The organism is Paraglaciecola sp. (assembly GCF_051252315.1).
Classification (GTDB): Bacteria; Pseudomonadota; Gammaproteobacteria; order Enterobacterales; family Alteromonadaceae; genus Paraglaciecola.
This window is the reverse complement of record NZ_JBPOFP010000002.1, coordinates 42,273-57,825: the sequence shown is the minus strand read 5'-3', so window position 1 is coordinate 57,825 and position 15,553 is coordinate 42,273. Positions and strand designations below refer to the sequence as shown.

The following is a 15,553-nucleotide window of genomic DNA, read 5'->3' as shown; positions in this document are numbered from 1 at the left end:
AGAGTTATCCTGTATTTCAGAACAAAAGCCCAGTTTTATACTGGGCTTAGTGTTTTTAGCAAGTTTCGATAAACCTGATGTTACTTAACCATATCTCGGGATAGGCTACTTAGGTGTGGTGTAGGTCGAGTTGGCTTGCACATCGTTAAATGTCATGGTTTCACCGTTACGCCACTGTACATCGATGTTGTCTATTTTTGTTTCATCACCCAAACCAAAGTGCACAATACTCAGTTGTGATTGGGCATGAATTGCCCCTGCTGAACTCACATGTTTCAAGTACTGCTTGCCAGATTTAGTGGTGACTTTTACTTTGGCAAAGTAGGAATCAATCCCTTGTTTAGGACTGTAACCCACATCAATCAACACATAATTCCCTGTTGATTGGTTGGTATTCTTGAAGAGATACCAATGACCTTCTTCTTCACTACCATTTAACATGTCTACACGACCATCTAAATCAAAATCAAATGCTTGGCCCATGTCGCCATGACCTGGATCAGCTGCAACTCTGGCTCCATGCTCAGTGCTGATTTCAAAACTTCCGTTGCCTGTATTCATAAGTAACAAGTCATTGACTCGCTCTTTTAAAAAGCCATAACGATAAACGAAAAGATCTGTCCAACCATCATTGTTAAAGTCACCGTGTGTAACACCCGCATGGTTGCCACCTTGTGGAATGTTCCAGTCTTTCGATACGTCTATATAATGATCGCCTTGATTCAACAATAGTACGTCTTGTTCGTTACGATTGTTGGGTATCCAGTCATAGTTTAGGGTATTGACGCCGGTTAATGAAAAGGTCACTTGCCAATAGATATTGCCATTTCGTACCCATTCTGCTCGCCAGTGGTCATCGCTAATATGTCCAATATAAAGGCCATTAACATCACGTTTTTCTGGCCAACCTTGTGCCTCTTGTTTATTGATATCTAAAAAGTCTGCCGCAGTTTTCATTTCTTCGGGTAACTGAGTAACTTGGAAACCTTTTGCTTTTACGATCTTTCTAGTTTTTTGTTCACCTAAAAATACCGCAAACCCGTCCCAGTATTGTCTGAAGGTTAACTCCATATGGGATAAACGAACGGTATCTTGTGCAGTAAAATCGATAGCCGTTGTACCTTTTTCACCGTCGTCTCGTACATCAATCCGCTTGGTTTGTGGGTTAAAGTCGATACTTTTACGAGACAGCTGGTAAGCCGTTTTTCCTCGGGCGAAGTATAAATCTTGTAAGCCATCATTGTTGATATCTACATCAGTTGCTCCAACCACATTAGATAAATCTTGGACCGACTCTGGGAACATATCTGTGACATTAGTGAATTTAAAATCTCCATCGTTACGCCACAACGACACTGGAAAATATAACAATATGTCTGTTTTACCATCGTTGTTAAAGTCATGTAGCGCTACTCTTTCTCCGGGAGCATGGCCTAAATCAGGAATGTCTACTAACTCAAAGGTACCATCACCTTTGTTACGGAAAAACACCTGTTGAGCACCGTCATAATTAGGACGTTTGGCATTGAAAAAGCCAATATCTAAATCACCATCTTGATCAAAATCAATCCAGCGAGGTGATCGGCCGCGAGTAGGAATATTGATACCTACTTCACTGGTCACGTTAGTTAATTGACCATCATTGTTTTGCATCAACGCATAAGAGGTTGGGTTGGTGCCATTGCCACCACCAAAGGCCACCATTAAATCTAAGTCGCCATCTAAATCATAATCACCAAAAGACGAACCGTGATAATCCATTGGGCCGGGAAACAACTTAGTGATGGAAACTTTTTTTCCATCAAAATTTTCTACCAACTGGGTAGGAATAAAATTATGGTTATTTAAAGCAAAATCATAGTCGCCATCATTACCAAAATCAGCAATAGCTGGGCCGCCGTATTTATAAGTTTCTTCAGTGACTAGGCCTATTTCCGCTGAAATATCTTTGAATTGACTAATCTCAATATTACTTGGAAGTAACTCTGCTGAAAGTAAGTTTATCGTGGCGCCTCTGGCAATAAGGGATAGGGTCTGTTTTCCTATTTTCTCAAATTCTAAAATAAGGTTAAGTGTGTTCACTCCTTCACTAGCAATATTGATGTTATTCGCCAACATCTTGTTGCCGCTCAATATGCTCAGTGTTGCGTAAGGGGCGTCTAATTTAACCACAAATTTAAATTTTTGGCTTAGGCTGCTTGGGTTGACTTCCACTTTTATTGGGCTACCTACTCTAATTTCAGAAGAAGGAAGTGATAGTCTGTGCTCTATACTTGCGGCAAGCTGTCTATCATGACTGTTATTTGATGTGGAATGTTTGTCTGCACACCCAGAAACGCTAATTAGTAGGCAGCTTAAAAGAGCGGATAGCGCTCTAGATTGACTTGGCATTAATTTCATTAGTAACCCATTGTTCATGGTTTATTGTTGACAATATTCTACACTAAGTCGGCATATTATCAATTTCCCCTATATACAAAATTTCCATATGAATACTGTTAATTGTATACAAAGTGGTCTGGCGTGGACTATTATATCGCTGTCAGATGATAGAGAGATAGAAATAACAACCATGAGAGTATTTTTAAAATTCGGCTATGCAAGTCTAATTCTTTGCCTGTTTGCGGTAATAGACGTTCCTAAGGTGGTTGCTAAAACTAAACAACCTAATGTGCTTTGGATAATTACTGATGATCAACGGCCAGATTCTGTGTCTGCTTATAATCAGGCTGTTTATGGCACAAAACATAGCCCTCTTGGATATGTAGAATCGCCTAACGTTGATAAGTTAGCGGCTGAAGGCGTGTTGTTTACTAAGGCATTTAACAACTCTCCAGTGTGCGGGCCTTCAAGGGGCTCAATGCACTCTGGTCGTTATCCTTTTAGAAACGGTCATTATGCTTTCGAATTAACTCATCAAGAGCCTGATTTTATTAAACCGACTGTATCGCAAACCATGCGAGATAATGGTTATGCTACTTCTTCTTATGGGAAAGTAGATAGCTACATATATAAGTGGGGGCCAGGGCAAGGTTTCCATGATTCGAAATTGTTTGATTATAAGGTTCACTTTAAACATGACATTCAGAAAAATGGTTTAGGCGATATTTTTACTAAAGCTGGCTACGACAGCAATAACGCGATGGTTGGTTTAACTGAACATGTTTTATATCCGAATGGTACAAAAAGAAAGTATTACTTAAAGCGTAACGGCGAACCACTAACCCAAGATGATATTGCAGCTAAAGCCTATACAGATAAAGAGTTTGATATTATCCGTTCATATACGCGAGGTGGAAATAAAAACTTAATTCTGTCTGGCGTTAACCCAAAACCTGTAGGTGAAACTGTTGACGATTATATTGTCAAAGAGATGAAAAATTATCTACAAAGTCCAAATAAAGACTTTAAAACAAGTTGGGGGCAAGCGGCCCAAGGTGCAGATACCTCAAAACCACAGTTTATCAATTTAGGTTTTCGTTTACCTCACACGCCAGTGTTACCGCCCAAATCATTTCGCGACCGTTTTAAAGATAAAGTCTATGATATTCCTGACTTTGATAAAAAAGCAGAGCTAGGAAAACTCCCTGCACAGTTAGTTAAGTTGTATAACGTAATGAAAGTGGATACATATACCCATGAAGAAAAGCAGCAAGCAATCCGAGATTATTATGCTTTTTGTGCATATGGAGACCACTTAATTGGTGATGCTGTTCAAGCGTTTAAAAAATATAGTGCTGAAAATAATCAAGAGTACTTAATTATCTTTACGGTTGGCGATCATGGTTGGCATTTGGGCGAACAAGGTATAGAAGCTAAATTTGGCCCTTGGCAACAATCCGTTAATAATGCGGCTATCGTAGTTTCTTCTGATAAAAAACGTATTCCAGAAAACAAGATTAATCATGACTTAGTAGAGTTTGTTGATTTTTCACCAACGATTTTAAATGCTGCCGGCGTCGATATCGATGATAAACAGTTCGATTATTTAGACGGTGTCGACCTAGTTGAGGTTATGAATGGCAAAGTGAAAAGAGACTATATTTTAGGTGAGATCAATCTTGTTTATGGCCCTAGAGCATACCTTCACACTGAGCGTTTCCGTTTCTCTATGCGCACACGTCCGTTTAGTAATAACCTGCTTAAACCAGACCAATTAGGTCAAGATATTAAATGGGGCTTAACCGCGCCAGTAGAGAATGTTGAATTGGTTTTATACGATTTGAAACATGACCCACTAGAGCGAAACAATGTAGCTAACGCTCCAAAGTATGTGGCTTTAGCTGAGTGGTTTAGGCAAAAACTAGGCAATATTGTATTAGGTGACAAACGAGTTGAGGTAGATTGGAGCAAAGCAAACACTTACTATCAAAGTGATTTTGCTTTAGGAGCCGACGATAAAAAATTAGATATCCCAACAAAATTCATTCCAAATACTTAAGTGAGTCAGTTATATATGAACAATACACAGTTAGTGGTTGTAACAGGCGCCAATCGCGGCATAGGTTTAGGGTTATGCCAGCGCTACTTGCAGTTAGGTTGGCAAGTCATCGCGACACATAGATTGGGAGCTGATGTTACTCAGTTAAAAAACTTGTCTGTTCAATATGTTGGTCAACTTACTTTAGCTGAGTTAGATGTATGTGATGAACAATCTATTCAAGGTTTTGCACAGTTCCTCATTAATAAAGTCGATCATATTTCGGTGTTGATAAACAATGCCGGCGTATCGATAGATAGTCAATTTGGAGAATGGAGCCAGCAGGTTTTTGTTAAGAATTTCAATGCTAATTTAGTTGGGCCGGCTTTGGTTATTCAAGCTTTATCAGGCTTATTTAATGAGCATACTAAGGTTATTCAAATATCTACAGGGCTTGCTTCTTTGCAAGAGAACATAGGTTCAAACGAACCATTTGATGCTTATGCGGTAAGTAAGATAGCGCTTAATCTATTAACCAATAGATTAGCTAACAAGAAGCAAACGGATTCTTCTGTATTTTGTGCCATTAGCCCAGGTTGGGTAAATACTGACATGGGGGGAGCTGAAGCACCAACAAGTGTGGCAGAAGTGGCAGAACAAATTAGCCAAACTATAGACAATTTAACACACAAAAATTCCGGATCTTTTGTTGATAGCCTTGGTGTGCCCATTGCGTGGTAAAAAATATCTAAAGTTGGATTTACAATTGCCTTGTTCTTTATTTATGATTAATGTGGTTGATAGTTGGAACACAATATTCACTTTGAATTCTTTGAAATTTATTACGCACCGCTGAAACAATAAGTAGGGACAAATTATTAAGGATATTTTATCCACATCCGAGCAGAGCATTAAACGAGATTCACTTGAACTTCTTCATGGGAATAACCCAGGTAGTTTACTCGTTAGTTTGTGCGTTTGTTTAGCCTTAGTTTTTTGTTTTCCTGACAACCCAGATAAAACGCTTAAAATATACTGGTTGATGTTTATGTGCGTCTTGCTGGTTTGTCGCTTAGTCGATATGTTTTACTGGCAAGCTAAGTTGAGAGGAAGGCAATATGACGTAGATGGGCCTTTGTTCAGGTTTGTTATTGTTCGGTTTTTAACGGCAATTTCGTTAGGGGTCTATTCGGTTTTATTTTTTAGCTCGATGGATATTGTCGAGCTGGCTGCCACCATAGTGATCATGTCAGCAATGGCTGGTGGTTCTGCCACTATCTTAGCTGCAAACAAGGCTTTGTCGCTAAGTTACGCTGCAATATTATTGGTTCCCTTATCCTTAATGTGTTTGGTATCTACTGAATATTATCAAAATGTATTTGGTGTATTAGGCCTCATCTTTGTATTTGTCATGTTTTCCTCTGCAAAAGTATCCTCTCAATTTGTTCTTGATTCTATTTTTATCAAGAACCAACATGCAGATTTATTAGATGAATTAGAAAAAAAGAATGCTGAAATAGCCGCTTCTAATGTGAATTTAGAAGAAAAAGTGAAGCGACGCACTCAAGAAATACTAACCATTTCTCGGTTAGATCCATTGACCAAATTATTTAATCGTAATGCATTTTCAGAAAGTTTGAAAAGCTTGATTGCGACAGCCGAAAAAGAACAAAAGCCACTTGCTTTGTTGTTTATTGACTTAGATGGTTTTAAAGGAATAAATGATGCGCATGGTCATGCAACCGGTGATGATGTATTAACTTCTGTTGCCCATAGGTTGTATGTACAAGCACAAAATCATGAATATTTGTGCCGTTGGGGTGGAGATGAATTTTTAATTGCCTTGCATCATAGAACTGCGATTGAAGCCAAAGAGTTTGCTACTAAATTGATTCACTTATTGTCACAGCCAATTAGAGTGAATACAAATTCATTGCAAGTGGGGGCTACTGTTGGTATCGCAATGTATCCGCAACATTCAACCAATGAGCGAGAATTAATTGAACTGGCAGATACCGCTATGTACGCCCAAAAACAAACTGCTAAGTCTGATGTATGTATTTTTAACCAACAAATGCGAGAGTCAATTCTTCGGGAGCAAAGGTTAAAAGATGGTTTGTCTCACGCACTTGAGAATAAAGAAATGTTTGTTACGTACCAACCTGTTATTGACAGCCAAACAGGCAAAGTGTGTTTCTGTGAGGCATTGTTGCGCTGGAATTTAGACGGCGAACTGATTTCTCCTGAAGAGTTTATTCCCATTGCAGAACAAAATGGTTATATCCACTCCATCGGCAGCTGGGTATTACAACAAGCTTGTAAAGAAGCCACTCATTGGACGTTTGATAGTACGGTGAATTTGTCGGTGAATGTTTCGGTAGCACAACTAATGCATAATAATATGGTAGGAGTTGTCGAATCTGTATTGAAGGAATCACAGTTTCCTGCAGAAAACCTACACTTAGAAATTACAGAGTCCATATTTGTCGAAGATATTGACCTCGCTATTCAAAAGATAAAGGCACTACAAAAATTAAATATTAAAGTGTCGGTGGATGATTTTGGTACAGGTTTTTCTTCTCTTTCATTACTGCAATTAATTGCTGCAGATGTCGTCAAAATTGATAAAAACTTTATTGCTACTATGGATAAAGGTGGTGAAGCCATTATTCAAGCGACACAACATATGGCGAAAGAGTTAGGTTATAGCGTAGTGGCTGAAGGTGTTGAGACTAAAGTTCAAGCTGATGCTTTAACTTCAATGGGTATTCAAAGTCTGCAGGGATTCTATTTTAGCAAACCTATGCCACAAGAAGAGTTAGTGCAATGGCATCAAACTTATTTACAATTACATAAGACAGGTTAACGGTTTTATTTTTAAGTATGTACATTTATGTGCTAAGACTCGAACGCAGGAATGCACACTTGTTTAACGTTTGGGGTTCTCCACAATCACCATTTCTACTTTACTCGATACAAAAAACTCGCAGTTAGGGTGCGGCCTAACCACGAGCTCCTGGTACCTAGCTATCCCAATTAGGGTTAACTAAATTTTCGAAAGTTACATGCGATACTTTAAGCCTAAGAAGAAACGAGGTCCTGAATGTTCTATACGGTTGTACGCTTCGTGTGCTACACGTTGTTCAACATAAGGTTCGCCAGTTAAATTAAGGATCTGAAAACGAGCGGTAACGTTTTTGTTGATATCGTACTTAAAATCAACATCAAACGATGAGGTGTCATCAACAAATCGATTGGTTTGGGCTAAGCTGCTACCAAAAGGTTTTAAATATTCAGAGCGATACTTGTAGGAAAGACGCGCTGAAAAGTCGTCATTTTCCCAGTAAATTTGTCCGCTAAAAGTATTCTTTGATAAACCTGCGATATCAGATGGCGTTACCATATCACGGACGTCTTGTGTGATGCTTCCACCATTTTCTGGTGTCTCAAAGTCAGAGTCAGCATAGTTATAGTTAAGTGATGTACCTAAACCATTAAAAGGTGCCGGTAAGCTCGAAAACTGATGCATGACAGTTAATTCTACACCTTGAATTTTTGAGTCTTCATCAACAATTGTCGGTCGACCTTGCACTTCAACATTGTAGGCAACACCGTCTACGACCACATCTTCAAATCCACTCAGTGAATCAAATCGAGCGTTAAACGTTTTGTAATATAAGGCTGCGGATAACATAGTGTCTGTGCCTAGGTAGTAGCTTAGACTGACATCGTAGTTATTGGATTCAAGCGCTTCCAAATATGGATTTCCGCGAGCAGTCACGTTGCCATTTAGAGCTGCTTCAACACTGGTGAATTCATCTTCTTCTGAGGCTCCTCTAATGTTTCGAGCCGATCCGTAATACCACATGTCTGGTCTAGAAAGACCACCGTAGGCCGCCAATCTTAGTTGCAATTCATCAGTTAAACCAAAAGACAAGTTGAGACTGGGCAAAACATTGTTGTAACTATTTTCTAAATTACTGAATTCGTTTATGCCAGTGTTTTCAGTAAAAGAGATGAAGCCACTGTCATTAGTGTTTACTGAGTAAGATGTACGAATACCAAGAGATGATATATCGGTTGTAACATGGCGAAGACCCAGATTACCATCAACTGAAATATCTCCCCACTCTGTAGAAAAATCAAGCATGGCATAGAATGACGTTATGTCTTCACTCATACGCACATCATTTTCACTTGGAGACATTGGGTCGACACTCATGTCGGTATCACCTACCAACACGTCGTATCCGCATTGAGTATTAAAAGTTCCCCAACTATTCACCGGGAAGTTTGCATCTTCGCCAAAGTCTGACTGAGGGAAGTCAATCGCACAGCTACTCGCTGCAGCGGCAATTTTTTCAGGTCTTAAACTTGAAGGCGTAGATAGACTTTTTCTTTCTTCACCAAAGTTATCATGATCATGAAACGACATAGCGCTACCAAATCTCACGGCATAGAAAATATCGCCATCTAACGCATATTCAAAGTCTAGGCGGTAACTTTTAATGGTGTCTTCGATATCAAATCGGTAGTTTCTTGCTTCGCTGTCTGCATCAAAGTAAGCAAGATCTTGGATATCTTGTTGCCAATTCGATGCGCTTCCAGCGGGATCATTGAAATCAGTATAAACAGCATTGATTGTTGGGAAGTCTTCGCCGTTACTATTTTGCCAATCGTAAAAGCTTCTATCCCCTCTAAAACGAGCCCACGTGCGTGTTTGGTAACGTTCGGTGCCAGAATAAGCCGCATCAAAAGCCACATGTAAATCATTGGTAGCTTGCCAGTCAATATTTAAGCCTACGCCACTGTATTCTTCTTCACGTACTCGGTACTCGCCGTAAGAGCTGATCCTAGAATTTCCTGTGTATGACAGCAGAGCGTGTTCGTCATTGGTCGTCCAATTAGCAATACGTCTGCGGCCATCATCAAACATTAAATCATGACGGTCTTCGTAGTAGTGTCTATTTGACCATTGGCCATCTAAGTTAATATCTAGATCTGAATTGGGTTGCCATTGCAGGGCGTAAATCACCCCATCTCTTTCTTCTTCTGATTCCATTTGGCGGTAATAAAATTGATTCGGAATAAAGTAATAGTCGCCATCTTTCGCTGCTCCACCATTGGCTCCCGCTTTTGAATCGCTAAAACTACAATTGCTGCCGCCATCGACGCCATAGTCTGAATTACAGTTACGAAGTGTTGAACTGGTATTGTAACTTTCTTCTGGAGAGGAGATGCGTGCGCCAGCATAACCAATGGCAAACCCGAATTTACCACCGTCGTCTAAATCAAAGCTGTTGGTGTATGACGCTGATGGGCGATAGCCTAAACCATTGTCATCATTAAATTTAGCTTGGTAAGGGTTATAATTTAAGCGTACTTCTGTTTGAAAACGTTCTTTGCCGTAATCAACAGGCTTAATGGTTTTTAAGTCGATTAAACCCGATACCCCACCTTCTAACAGGTCAGCTTTTTGTGCTTTGAATACGGTTACGCCGTTAACTAATTCTGATGGAAATTGGCTGAAAGCAACAGAGCGGTTGCCACTGCCTGACGAAATTGCTCTGCCATTAACCGTAGAAAAACCTAGAAATGGCCCTAAACCGCGAATAGAAATTTCGCTGGCGTTGCCTTTAAAGCGGTCTCCACTTACACCAGTAATTCTTTCTAACGTTTCAGCAACTGACAGGTCGGGTAATGCGCCAATATCTGACGAAGACAAGGCATCGACTATGGTTGCCGAACTTCTTTTTTCCGCAATGGCGTTGCGGTAAGCGTCAGCAATACCGCGTACTTCAATTATTTCGGCAGTTTCTTCAGATGCTGCATCTGTCTCAGCTGATTGTGCAAACACGCTGGTGGTGTGTAATTGACAAGCGGCGATAACAGCTAGTGCTGTCAGGCTTTTTTTCATTCTCTGTTGAAAATCTATAGGCGAATTTAAGAGCATAGGTGCTTCCATTTTGTGTGTGTGAATACTTATATCTTGTCATCGTATAATATGTCCTGCAATTAGATTGTCAAGCGGCCTTACCAATTTATTTTTACAAGATGTTTACATAATCACAATCGTTAAGTAGCAATAATTCTGGAAGATAAGCACCAGCAAAGCGCTTCAGCCTGAAGCGAAGTGCCTGTATTTTATTTTGAAAAGGAAAGACAAAAAGATTAACGCATCGAAATTTATAGGCAGGCTGATTGCTATTTTAATAACCAAAAGGCTTAAAAAAGAGTAAAATGCCTTTTTATGTAATATGTCCAAGCTGGATCGTTAAGGTGTAATAGTGAGTTGGGTCTTTTTTACTTTAGGTGCTGTGATTATGCAGACCTTTCGCAATGCTTTACAAAGTCAATTGAGTGCGAGCGTTAATACGTCTGGCGTAACGCTGGCTCGATTCCTATTTGCCCCGCCTATTGCTCTTATTTATCTTGTTCTGCTTTATCAGTTTTCTGAACAAATTATTCCGCAATTTAGCGGCCACTTTATGTTTGTTATTTTTTTAGCTTCGGTATTACAGATTGCTGCCACCTCTTTGATGGTGGTGTTATTTAAGCAAAAGAATTTCGCCGTTGGTGCAGGTTTGGCAAAAAGCGAAGCGTTAGTAGCTGGGGTAGTGGGTACTCTGTTTTTTGGAAGTCAGTTAAGTTTATTCGGTTGGATAGGTATTTTTGTTGGTGCTGCAGCTGTTTTTGTATTGAGCGGAGGGGGCAAAAAAGGCGAATTAAGTTTTAAAACTGTGTTGATTGGTTTAGCTTGCGGAACGTGTTTTGCTCTTACCTCGTTATATGTTAGAGAGGCTGCCCACTTGTTAGATGTGCCTTTCCCCCATAGTGCGGCTTGGGTGTTGTTATGGGTGTTATGTATTCAAACAAGTTTACTGGTGATTTATATTGGTGTGAAAACGCCACAAACGTTTGGTTTGCTTAAACAAAACGCGAAAATGACCTTTAGTACCAGTCTAACCAGTTGTTTGGGATCGATTTGTTGGTTTAGTGCTATGGCATTACATCATGTGGCTTATGTGAAAACCTTAGGTCAAATTGAAGTGTTATTCACGATTTTGATTGCCGTATTTTGGTTAAAAAATGCAGTAAAAAAACACGAGATAATCGGTTTATTGTTAATCGCCTTTGCTGCCATACTAGTTATGTGGGCCTAAATTAGCATGCGGGCTTAATTTAGCTATGGGCACAATTTAGCATGTGGAATTAAAACAGTATGCCAAAAGAAGATGACTCAAATTCAGCAAGCTACCTAGTCCCAGCAGAGTTATGGCAGATAGAACTTGAGGTGAAGCGCAGCAAATTTTTAACTTTGGCTGATAACGCTAGTTCGAGACAAGAAGCTGATGGATTTGTTCGTGCCTTGCGTGCCCAACATCCCCAAGCTAACCATGTATGTTGGGCGTACATTGCAGGTGCACCCAATACCACGATTCGTTCCATGAGTGATGACGGTGAGCCAAGTGGCACTGCAGGTATGCCAATGCTAAAGGTACTGGAACACAGTGGTTACGGAGACATAGTGGTTGCTGTGGTGCGCTATTTTGGTGGCACTAAGTTAGGTACCGGAGGATTACAAAGAGCTTATTCAGATGCTGTTGCTCAAGTGCTTGCCGACCTACCCACTAAAATTAAGGTCAGTCGCTCTAAGCTTGATTTGAGTTATGAATATGAGTTTGAAGGTGCAGTGTCGAGGTTATTAGCGCGATACGATGTTGAAAATATCCAAGCAACTTATGCTGAAAATGTCATGACATATTTAGAGGTAGCATCGTCAGAGTTAATAGATCTGACAGCCGAACTTATTAATATTACTAGTGGCAAAATAACCATTGCTGATAATGACAACTAATTGTTTTAGTTTGATTCAATAGAATTGATATGAACCATTAAAAAAGCGCCTTTTGGCGCTTTTTTATTTTTAATTCTCAATTAAGAAGGTTTAGCAGATTTTCTACCGAAATAATTTATCGGCCACGCTAGCAGCTTAAATAATCCCCCAAAACGTTTCCTTAGGTCTTCCAATATCATGTATAAACATGGCACTAATATGAGTGTCACCATAGTGGCATATAACACTGCAAAGCCTAAACCTACAGCCATCGGGATTACAAATTGAGCTTGTAAACTCGTTTCGAACATAATGGGCAATACACCAGCAAAGGTAGTGATAGAAGTTAGCGTAATGGCCCTGAACCTTGCACAACCAGCTTCAGTTACAGCTTCAAGTACAGAGTATCCTTCTTTACGCCTTTGGTTGACAAAGTCAGTCATGACTAGGCTGTCGTTGATAACCACCCCAGCTGCGGCAATTAAGCCAAACGCTGACATCATGCTTAAATCTATACCAAACAAGTAATGGCCCCAAATTGCTCCGGTAAAACTAAATGGGATAACCGACATGATGATGATAGGTTGACCATAACTTTTAAGTGGTACGGCTAATAAAATGTATACCAATAACATACCAGCAATAAAGAATGCGACCTGTTCATCTTGTTGGGCTTGTTGCTCTTCGATTGCACCGCCTAATTCAGATTTCACTCCCGGGAAGTTTGATTGAAGTTTCGGTAGAAGGTTTTTCTTCACCTCTTTAATGACTTCGTTAGGTTCAACAACTTCTTCATCAATAGAGCCGTAAACATAAACGCTGCGATAACCGCCTTCTCTACGAATATGGTTAATACCTGGCTTTTCTGTCAGTGTTACTACGTCCCCTAACATTACTTCTTGGCCGCTCGGAGTTGTGATAACGGCATATTTTAATTCAGCAAAACGCTCACGGGTGAGTTTAGGGTAACGCACCATGACCCGCACTTCTTCTCCATCGCGAATAACGCGTTGGGCTTCACCACCAAAGAAACTGGCTCCAACTTGATTGGCTATCGAAGCTAAATCTAGGCCTAGGTCAAAAGCGACAGGTAACAAATCGATTTGAATTTCTTTACTTGCAGGGTCAATAGAAGAGCTAATATCAAATAAGCCCTTTTGTTGCTGTAACATGGCAATAAATTCGCGCCCAGCGGCATTTAACATGTCGATATCAGCACCAAACAACATGTAACCAAATTCGCCATTACCATTACCACCGCCATTAATGCTGTCTTGAATGGTGATAGATTTCATGCCAGGAATAATGGGTAAAGCTTCTCGCCATCTTCTGGCTAATTCTAGGGCATCAAAATGTCGCTCTTCTTCAATAACCAGTGGTGCAATAAGTCTGGCTCTAGTGCGCCCTTGGTTAAACACCATAGTGTCTTGTAACATAGGGCTACCGAACTCTTCGATGACTTTTTTCTCTATATCCAACACCATTTTTTCAATAGTTTTTACGGCTTCAATAGTGGTGTCATCAGCGACGTTATCGTTCATTTCAACAACGATAGCTGGGAAATCATGGGGTACTTTAGGGTTAGGCACAACCCGTACGTAGTTTGCCGAAATTAGCCCCCAACTGATCATCAGAACGGCAATAAAGGTCATCAGAACCACCCAGCGCCATTCGATGCAACGAATTACAAAGTTTTTGTAACGGCCATTTACAAAAGCAAAGAACTTTTTGTTGAACTTTGCCCGCCAACTTGTTTCTTTGACAGGAGTGAATTTCATGTGGGCTAAATGAGCGGGTAAAATCCATTTAGATTCAATTAAACTAAATACCAAACACAAGATCACAACAGTAGCGATATTGATAAAGAAAGCGCCTTCTGGACCTTTAGAAAATACAAAAGGTACAAATACGGCAATAGTGGTTAATACCCCAAATGTCGCTGGAGTTGCTACTTTTTTGGCGCCACGTACAACACTTTCAACACCTCCCCCTTTGGATTCTATTTCACTATAGGAGGCCTCACCAATGACAATGGCGTCGTCCACCACTATCCCTAGCACCATAATAAATGCGAACAAAGACAAGATATTTATAGTAATGCCAAATACTGGCATCATCATAACCGCACCTAAAAAACAAACCGGTAAACCAACCATTACCCAAAAGGCCAATCTGAAGCGCAAAAAGATAGTTAACATTATGGCTACAAGAAAAGCGCCCTGAGTTAAGTTTTTAAGCATCATGTCTAGGCGAGCATTGAGATAAAAAGTCATATCGACTAATACTTTCAACTCTAATCCATCAGGTAAGGTTTTGTTACGAGCTTCAATGTATTTATGCACTGATTCAGCAACGGGCACCATATTTTGGTCTTTAGTGGCTTTAACCGACATAAATAGGGCATTTTTACCAGAATATTTGAAGTAACGTTTACCTTCGGTGAAGCCATCTTTTATTTCCGCTACATCTTCTAAATAAACTTTAGCGCCATTCTTTCCAATTTTTACTGGTATATGACGGAATTCGTCACCATCGTAATATTGGTTTTCAACTCTAATCGCTACAATCCCTGACTCAGTGCGCAACTGGCCGGCTGAAATGTTGGCAGAGTGTTTGCGGATAGCTTGGGTAACATCAGCAATTGTTAAGTTGTATTTACGTAAAATGTCGGGGTTGATTTCGATGGCAATCTCATCAAGAGGTGAGTCTAATTCAACCAAAGATACGTTATTAAGTTGCAATAACTCGTCTTCAACCTGTTTTGCAATGGGTTTAAGCTCTGTGATTGGAATGTCGCCGACCAAGGACATCTCAATAACGTCTTGACGAAACTCTATTTGGGAAATAGTAGGAGGTTCCATGCCACCAGGAAAGGTAGCAATACTGTCAATTCTCGCTTTAACTTTGTCTAATACTTCAGTGAGCTCTTTGTCTTTGTGTATTTCTAAGGTAATCGAACCGCTACCTCGATAAGCGCGAGAAATCGCTTTTTTTATTTCTGTAATACCTTTTAGAGATTCTTCAATTTTAATCAGGATGCTTTCTTCAATTTCTTGAGGAGAGGCGCCACGATAAACAGCATTAACGCTAATGTAGTTAATTTCAACATTAGGAAACATTTGTCGCTGAATGGTTGAATAACTAAATAAGCCCATAATGACGATAAAGGCCATCATTAAATTGGCTGCCACTGAGTTATTGGCAAAAAATGCTATGAGACCAGTTTGTTTAGGTTCTTCAGCGCCGGTTTTTTCAACCATGGCATGAGTGTTTTCATTTTCACTGTTCATGATTTA

The 15,553-nt window shown here is 39.9% G+C and carries 8 protein-coding genes; 5 read left to right on the top strand and 3 right to left on the bottom strand.

All coding sequences use genetic code 11. The features are described 5' to 3' along the window. Nucleotides 1-105: 105 nt before the first annotated feature. Nucleotides 106-2,400 carry a CRTAC1 family protein gene (locus tag ACSHXM_RS00695; protein WP_435686781.1) on the bottom strand — a complete coding sequence of 765 codons (2,295 nt, stop codon included), beginning with the start codon at nt 2,398-2,400 and terminating at the stop codon, nt 106-108. Nucleotides 2,401-2,572: 172 nt separating this feature from the next. On the opposite strand from ACSHXM_RS00695, the gene ACSHXM_RS00690 reads away from it, so the two are divergent. The 3 genes from ACSHXM_RS00690 to ACSHXM_RS00680 all read left to right on the top strand — a co-directional run bounded on the left by ACSHXM_RS00690 (nt 2,573) and on the right by ACSHXM_RS00680 (nt 7,286). Beyond that, nucleotides 2,573-4,441, top strand: a complete 1,869-nt coding sequence (locus ACSHXM_RS00690; RefSeq protein WP_435686780.1) for a sulfatase-like hydrolase/transferase — start codon at nt 2,573-2,575, stop codon at nt 4,439-4,441. Between the two features lie 15 nt (nt 4,442-4,456). Continuing rightward, nucleotides 4,457-5,161 (top strand): SDR family NAD(P)-dependent oxidoreductase, encoded by a 705-nt coding sequence (locus ACSHXM_RS00685; protein ID WP_435686779.1) that lies wholly within the window; start codon nt 4,457-4,459, stop codon nt 5,159-5,161. Nucleotides 5,162-5,468: 307 nt separating this feature from the next. Then, nucleotides 5,469-7,286 (top strand): putative bifunctional diguanylate cyclase/phosphodiesterase, encoded by a 1,818-nt coding sequence (locus ACSHXM_RS00680; RefSeq protein WP_435686778.1) that lies wholly within the window; start codon nt 5,469-5,471, stop codon nt 7,284-7,286. A 195-nt stretch (nt 7,287-7,481) separates the two neighbouring features. On the opposite strand, the gene ACSHXM_RS00675 is transcribed toward ACSHXM_RS00680, so the two are convergent. Then, on the bottom strand, nt 7,482-10,373 hold the full coding sequence (locus tag ACSHXM_RS00675) for a TonB-dependent receptor (RefSeq protein WP_435686777.1): 2,892 nt from the start codon (nt 10,371-10,373) through the stop codon (nt 7,482-7,484). Nucleotides 10,374-10,707: 334 nt separating this feature from the next. On the opposite strand from ACSHXM_RS00675, the gene ACSHXM_RS00670 reads away from it, so the two are divergent. Both ACSHXM_RS00670 and ACSHXM_RS00665 read left to right on the top strand, forming a co-directional pair. After that, the gene (locus tag ACSHXM_RS00670; protein WP_435686776.1) at nt 10,708-11,583 is read left to right on the top strand and encodes an EamA family transporter; all 876 of its coding nucleotides are present in this window, start codon (nt 10,708-10,710) and stop codon (nt 11,581-11,583) included. 59 nt (nt 11,584-11,642) lie between these two features. Beyond that, a complete protein-coding gene (locus ACSHXM_RS00665) occupies nt 11,643-12,278 on the top strand; it encodes a YigZ family protein (protein WP_435686774.1) in 636 nt (211 codons plus the stop codon). Nucleotides 12,279-12,358: 80 nt separating this feature from the next. Here ACSHXM_RS00665 and ACSHXM_RS00660 read toward each other — a convergent pair whose 3' ends face one another. Further along, nucleotides 12,359-15,547, bottom strand: a complete 3,189-nt coding sequence (locus tag ACSHXM_RS00660) for an efflux RND transporter permease subunit (protein WP_435686773.1) — start codon at nt 15,545-15,547, stop codon at nt 12,359-12,361. Nucleotides 15,548-15,553 lie beyond the last annotated feature (6 nt).

Coding starts and splice junctions, on each gene's coding strand:
- ACSHXM_RS00695 (WP_435686781.1), bottom strand. CDS start 2,400: ATGAAATTAATGCCAAGTCAATCTAGAGCGCTATCCGCTCTTTTAAGC.
- ACSHXM_RS00690 (WP_435686780.1), top strand. CDS start 2,573: ATGAGAGTATTTTTAAAATTCGGCTATGCAAGTCTAATTCTTTGCCTG.
- ACSHXM_RS00685 (WP_435686779.1), top strand. CDS start 4,457: ATGAACAATACACAGTTAGTGGTTGTAACAGGCGCCAATCGCGGCATA.
- ACSHXM_RS00680 (WP_435686778.1), top strand. CDS start 5,469: ATGTGCGTCTTGCTGGTTTGTCGCTTAGTCGATATGTTTTACTGGCAA.
- ACSHXM_RS00675 (WP_435686777.1), bottom strand. CDS start 10,373: ATGCTCTTAAATTCGCCTATAGATTTTCAACAGAGAATGAAAAAAAGC.
- ACSHXM_RS00665 (WP_435686774.1), top strand. CDS start 11,643: ATGCCAAAAGAAGATGACTCAAATTCAGCAAGCTACCTAGTCCCAGCA.
- ACSHXM_RS00660 (WP_435686773.1), bottom strand. CDS start 15,547: ATGAACAGTGAAAATGAAAACACTCATGCCATGGTTGAAAAAACCGGC.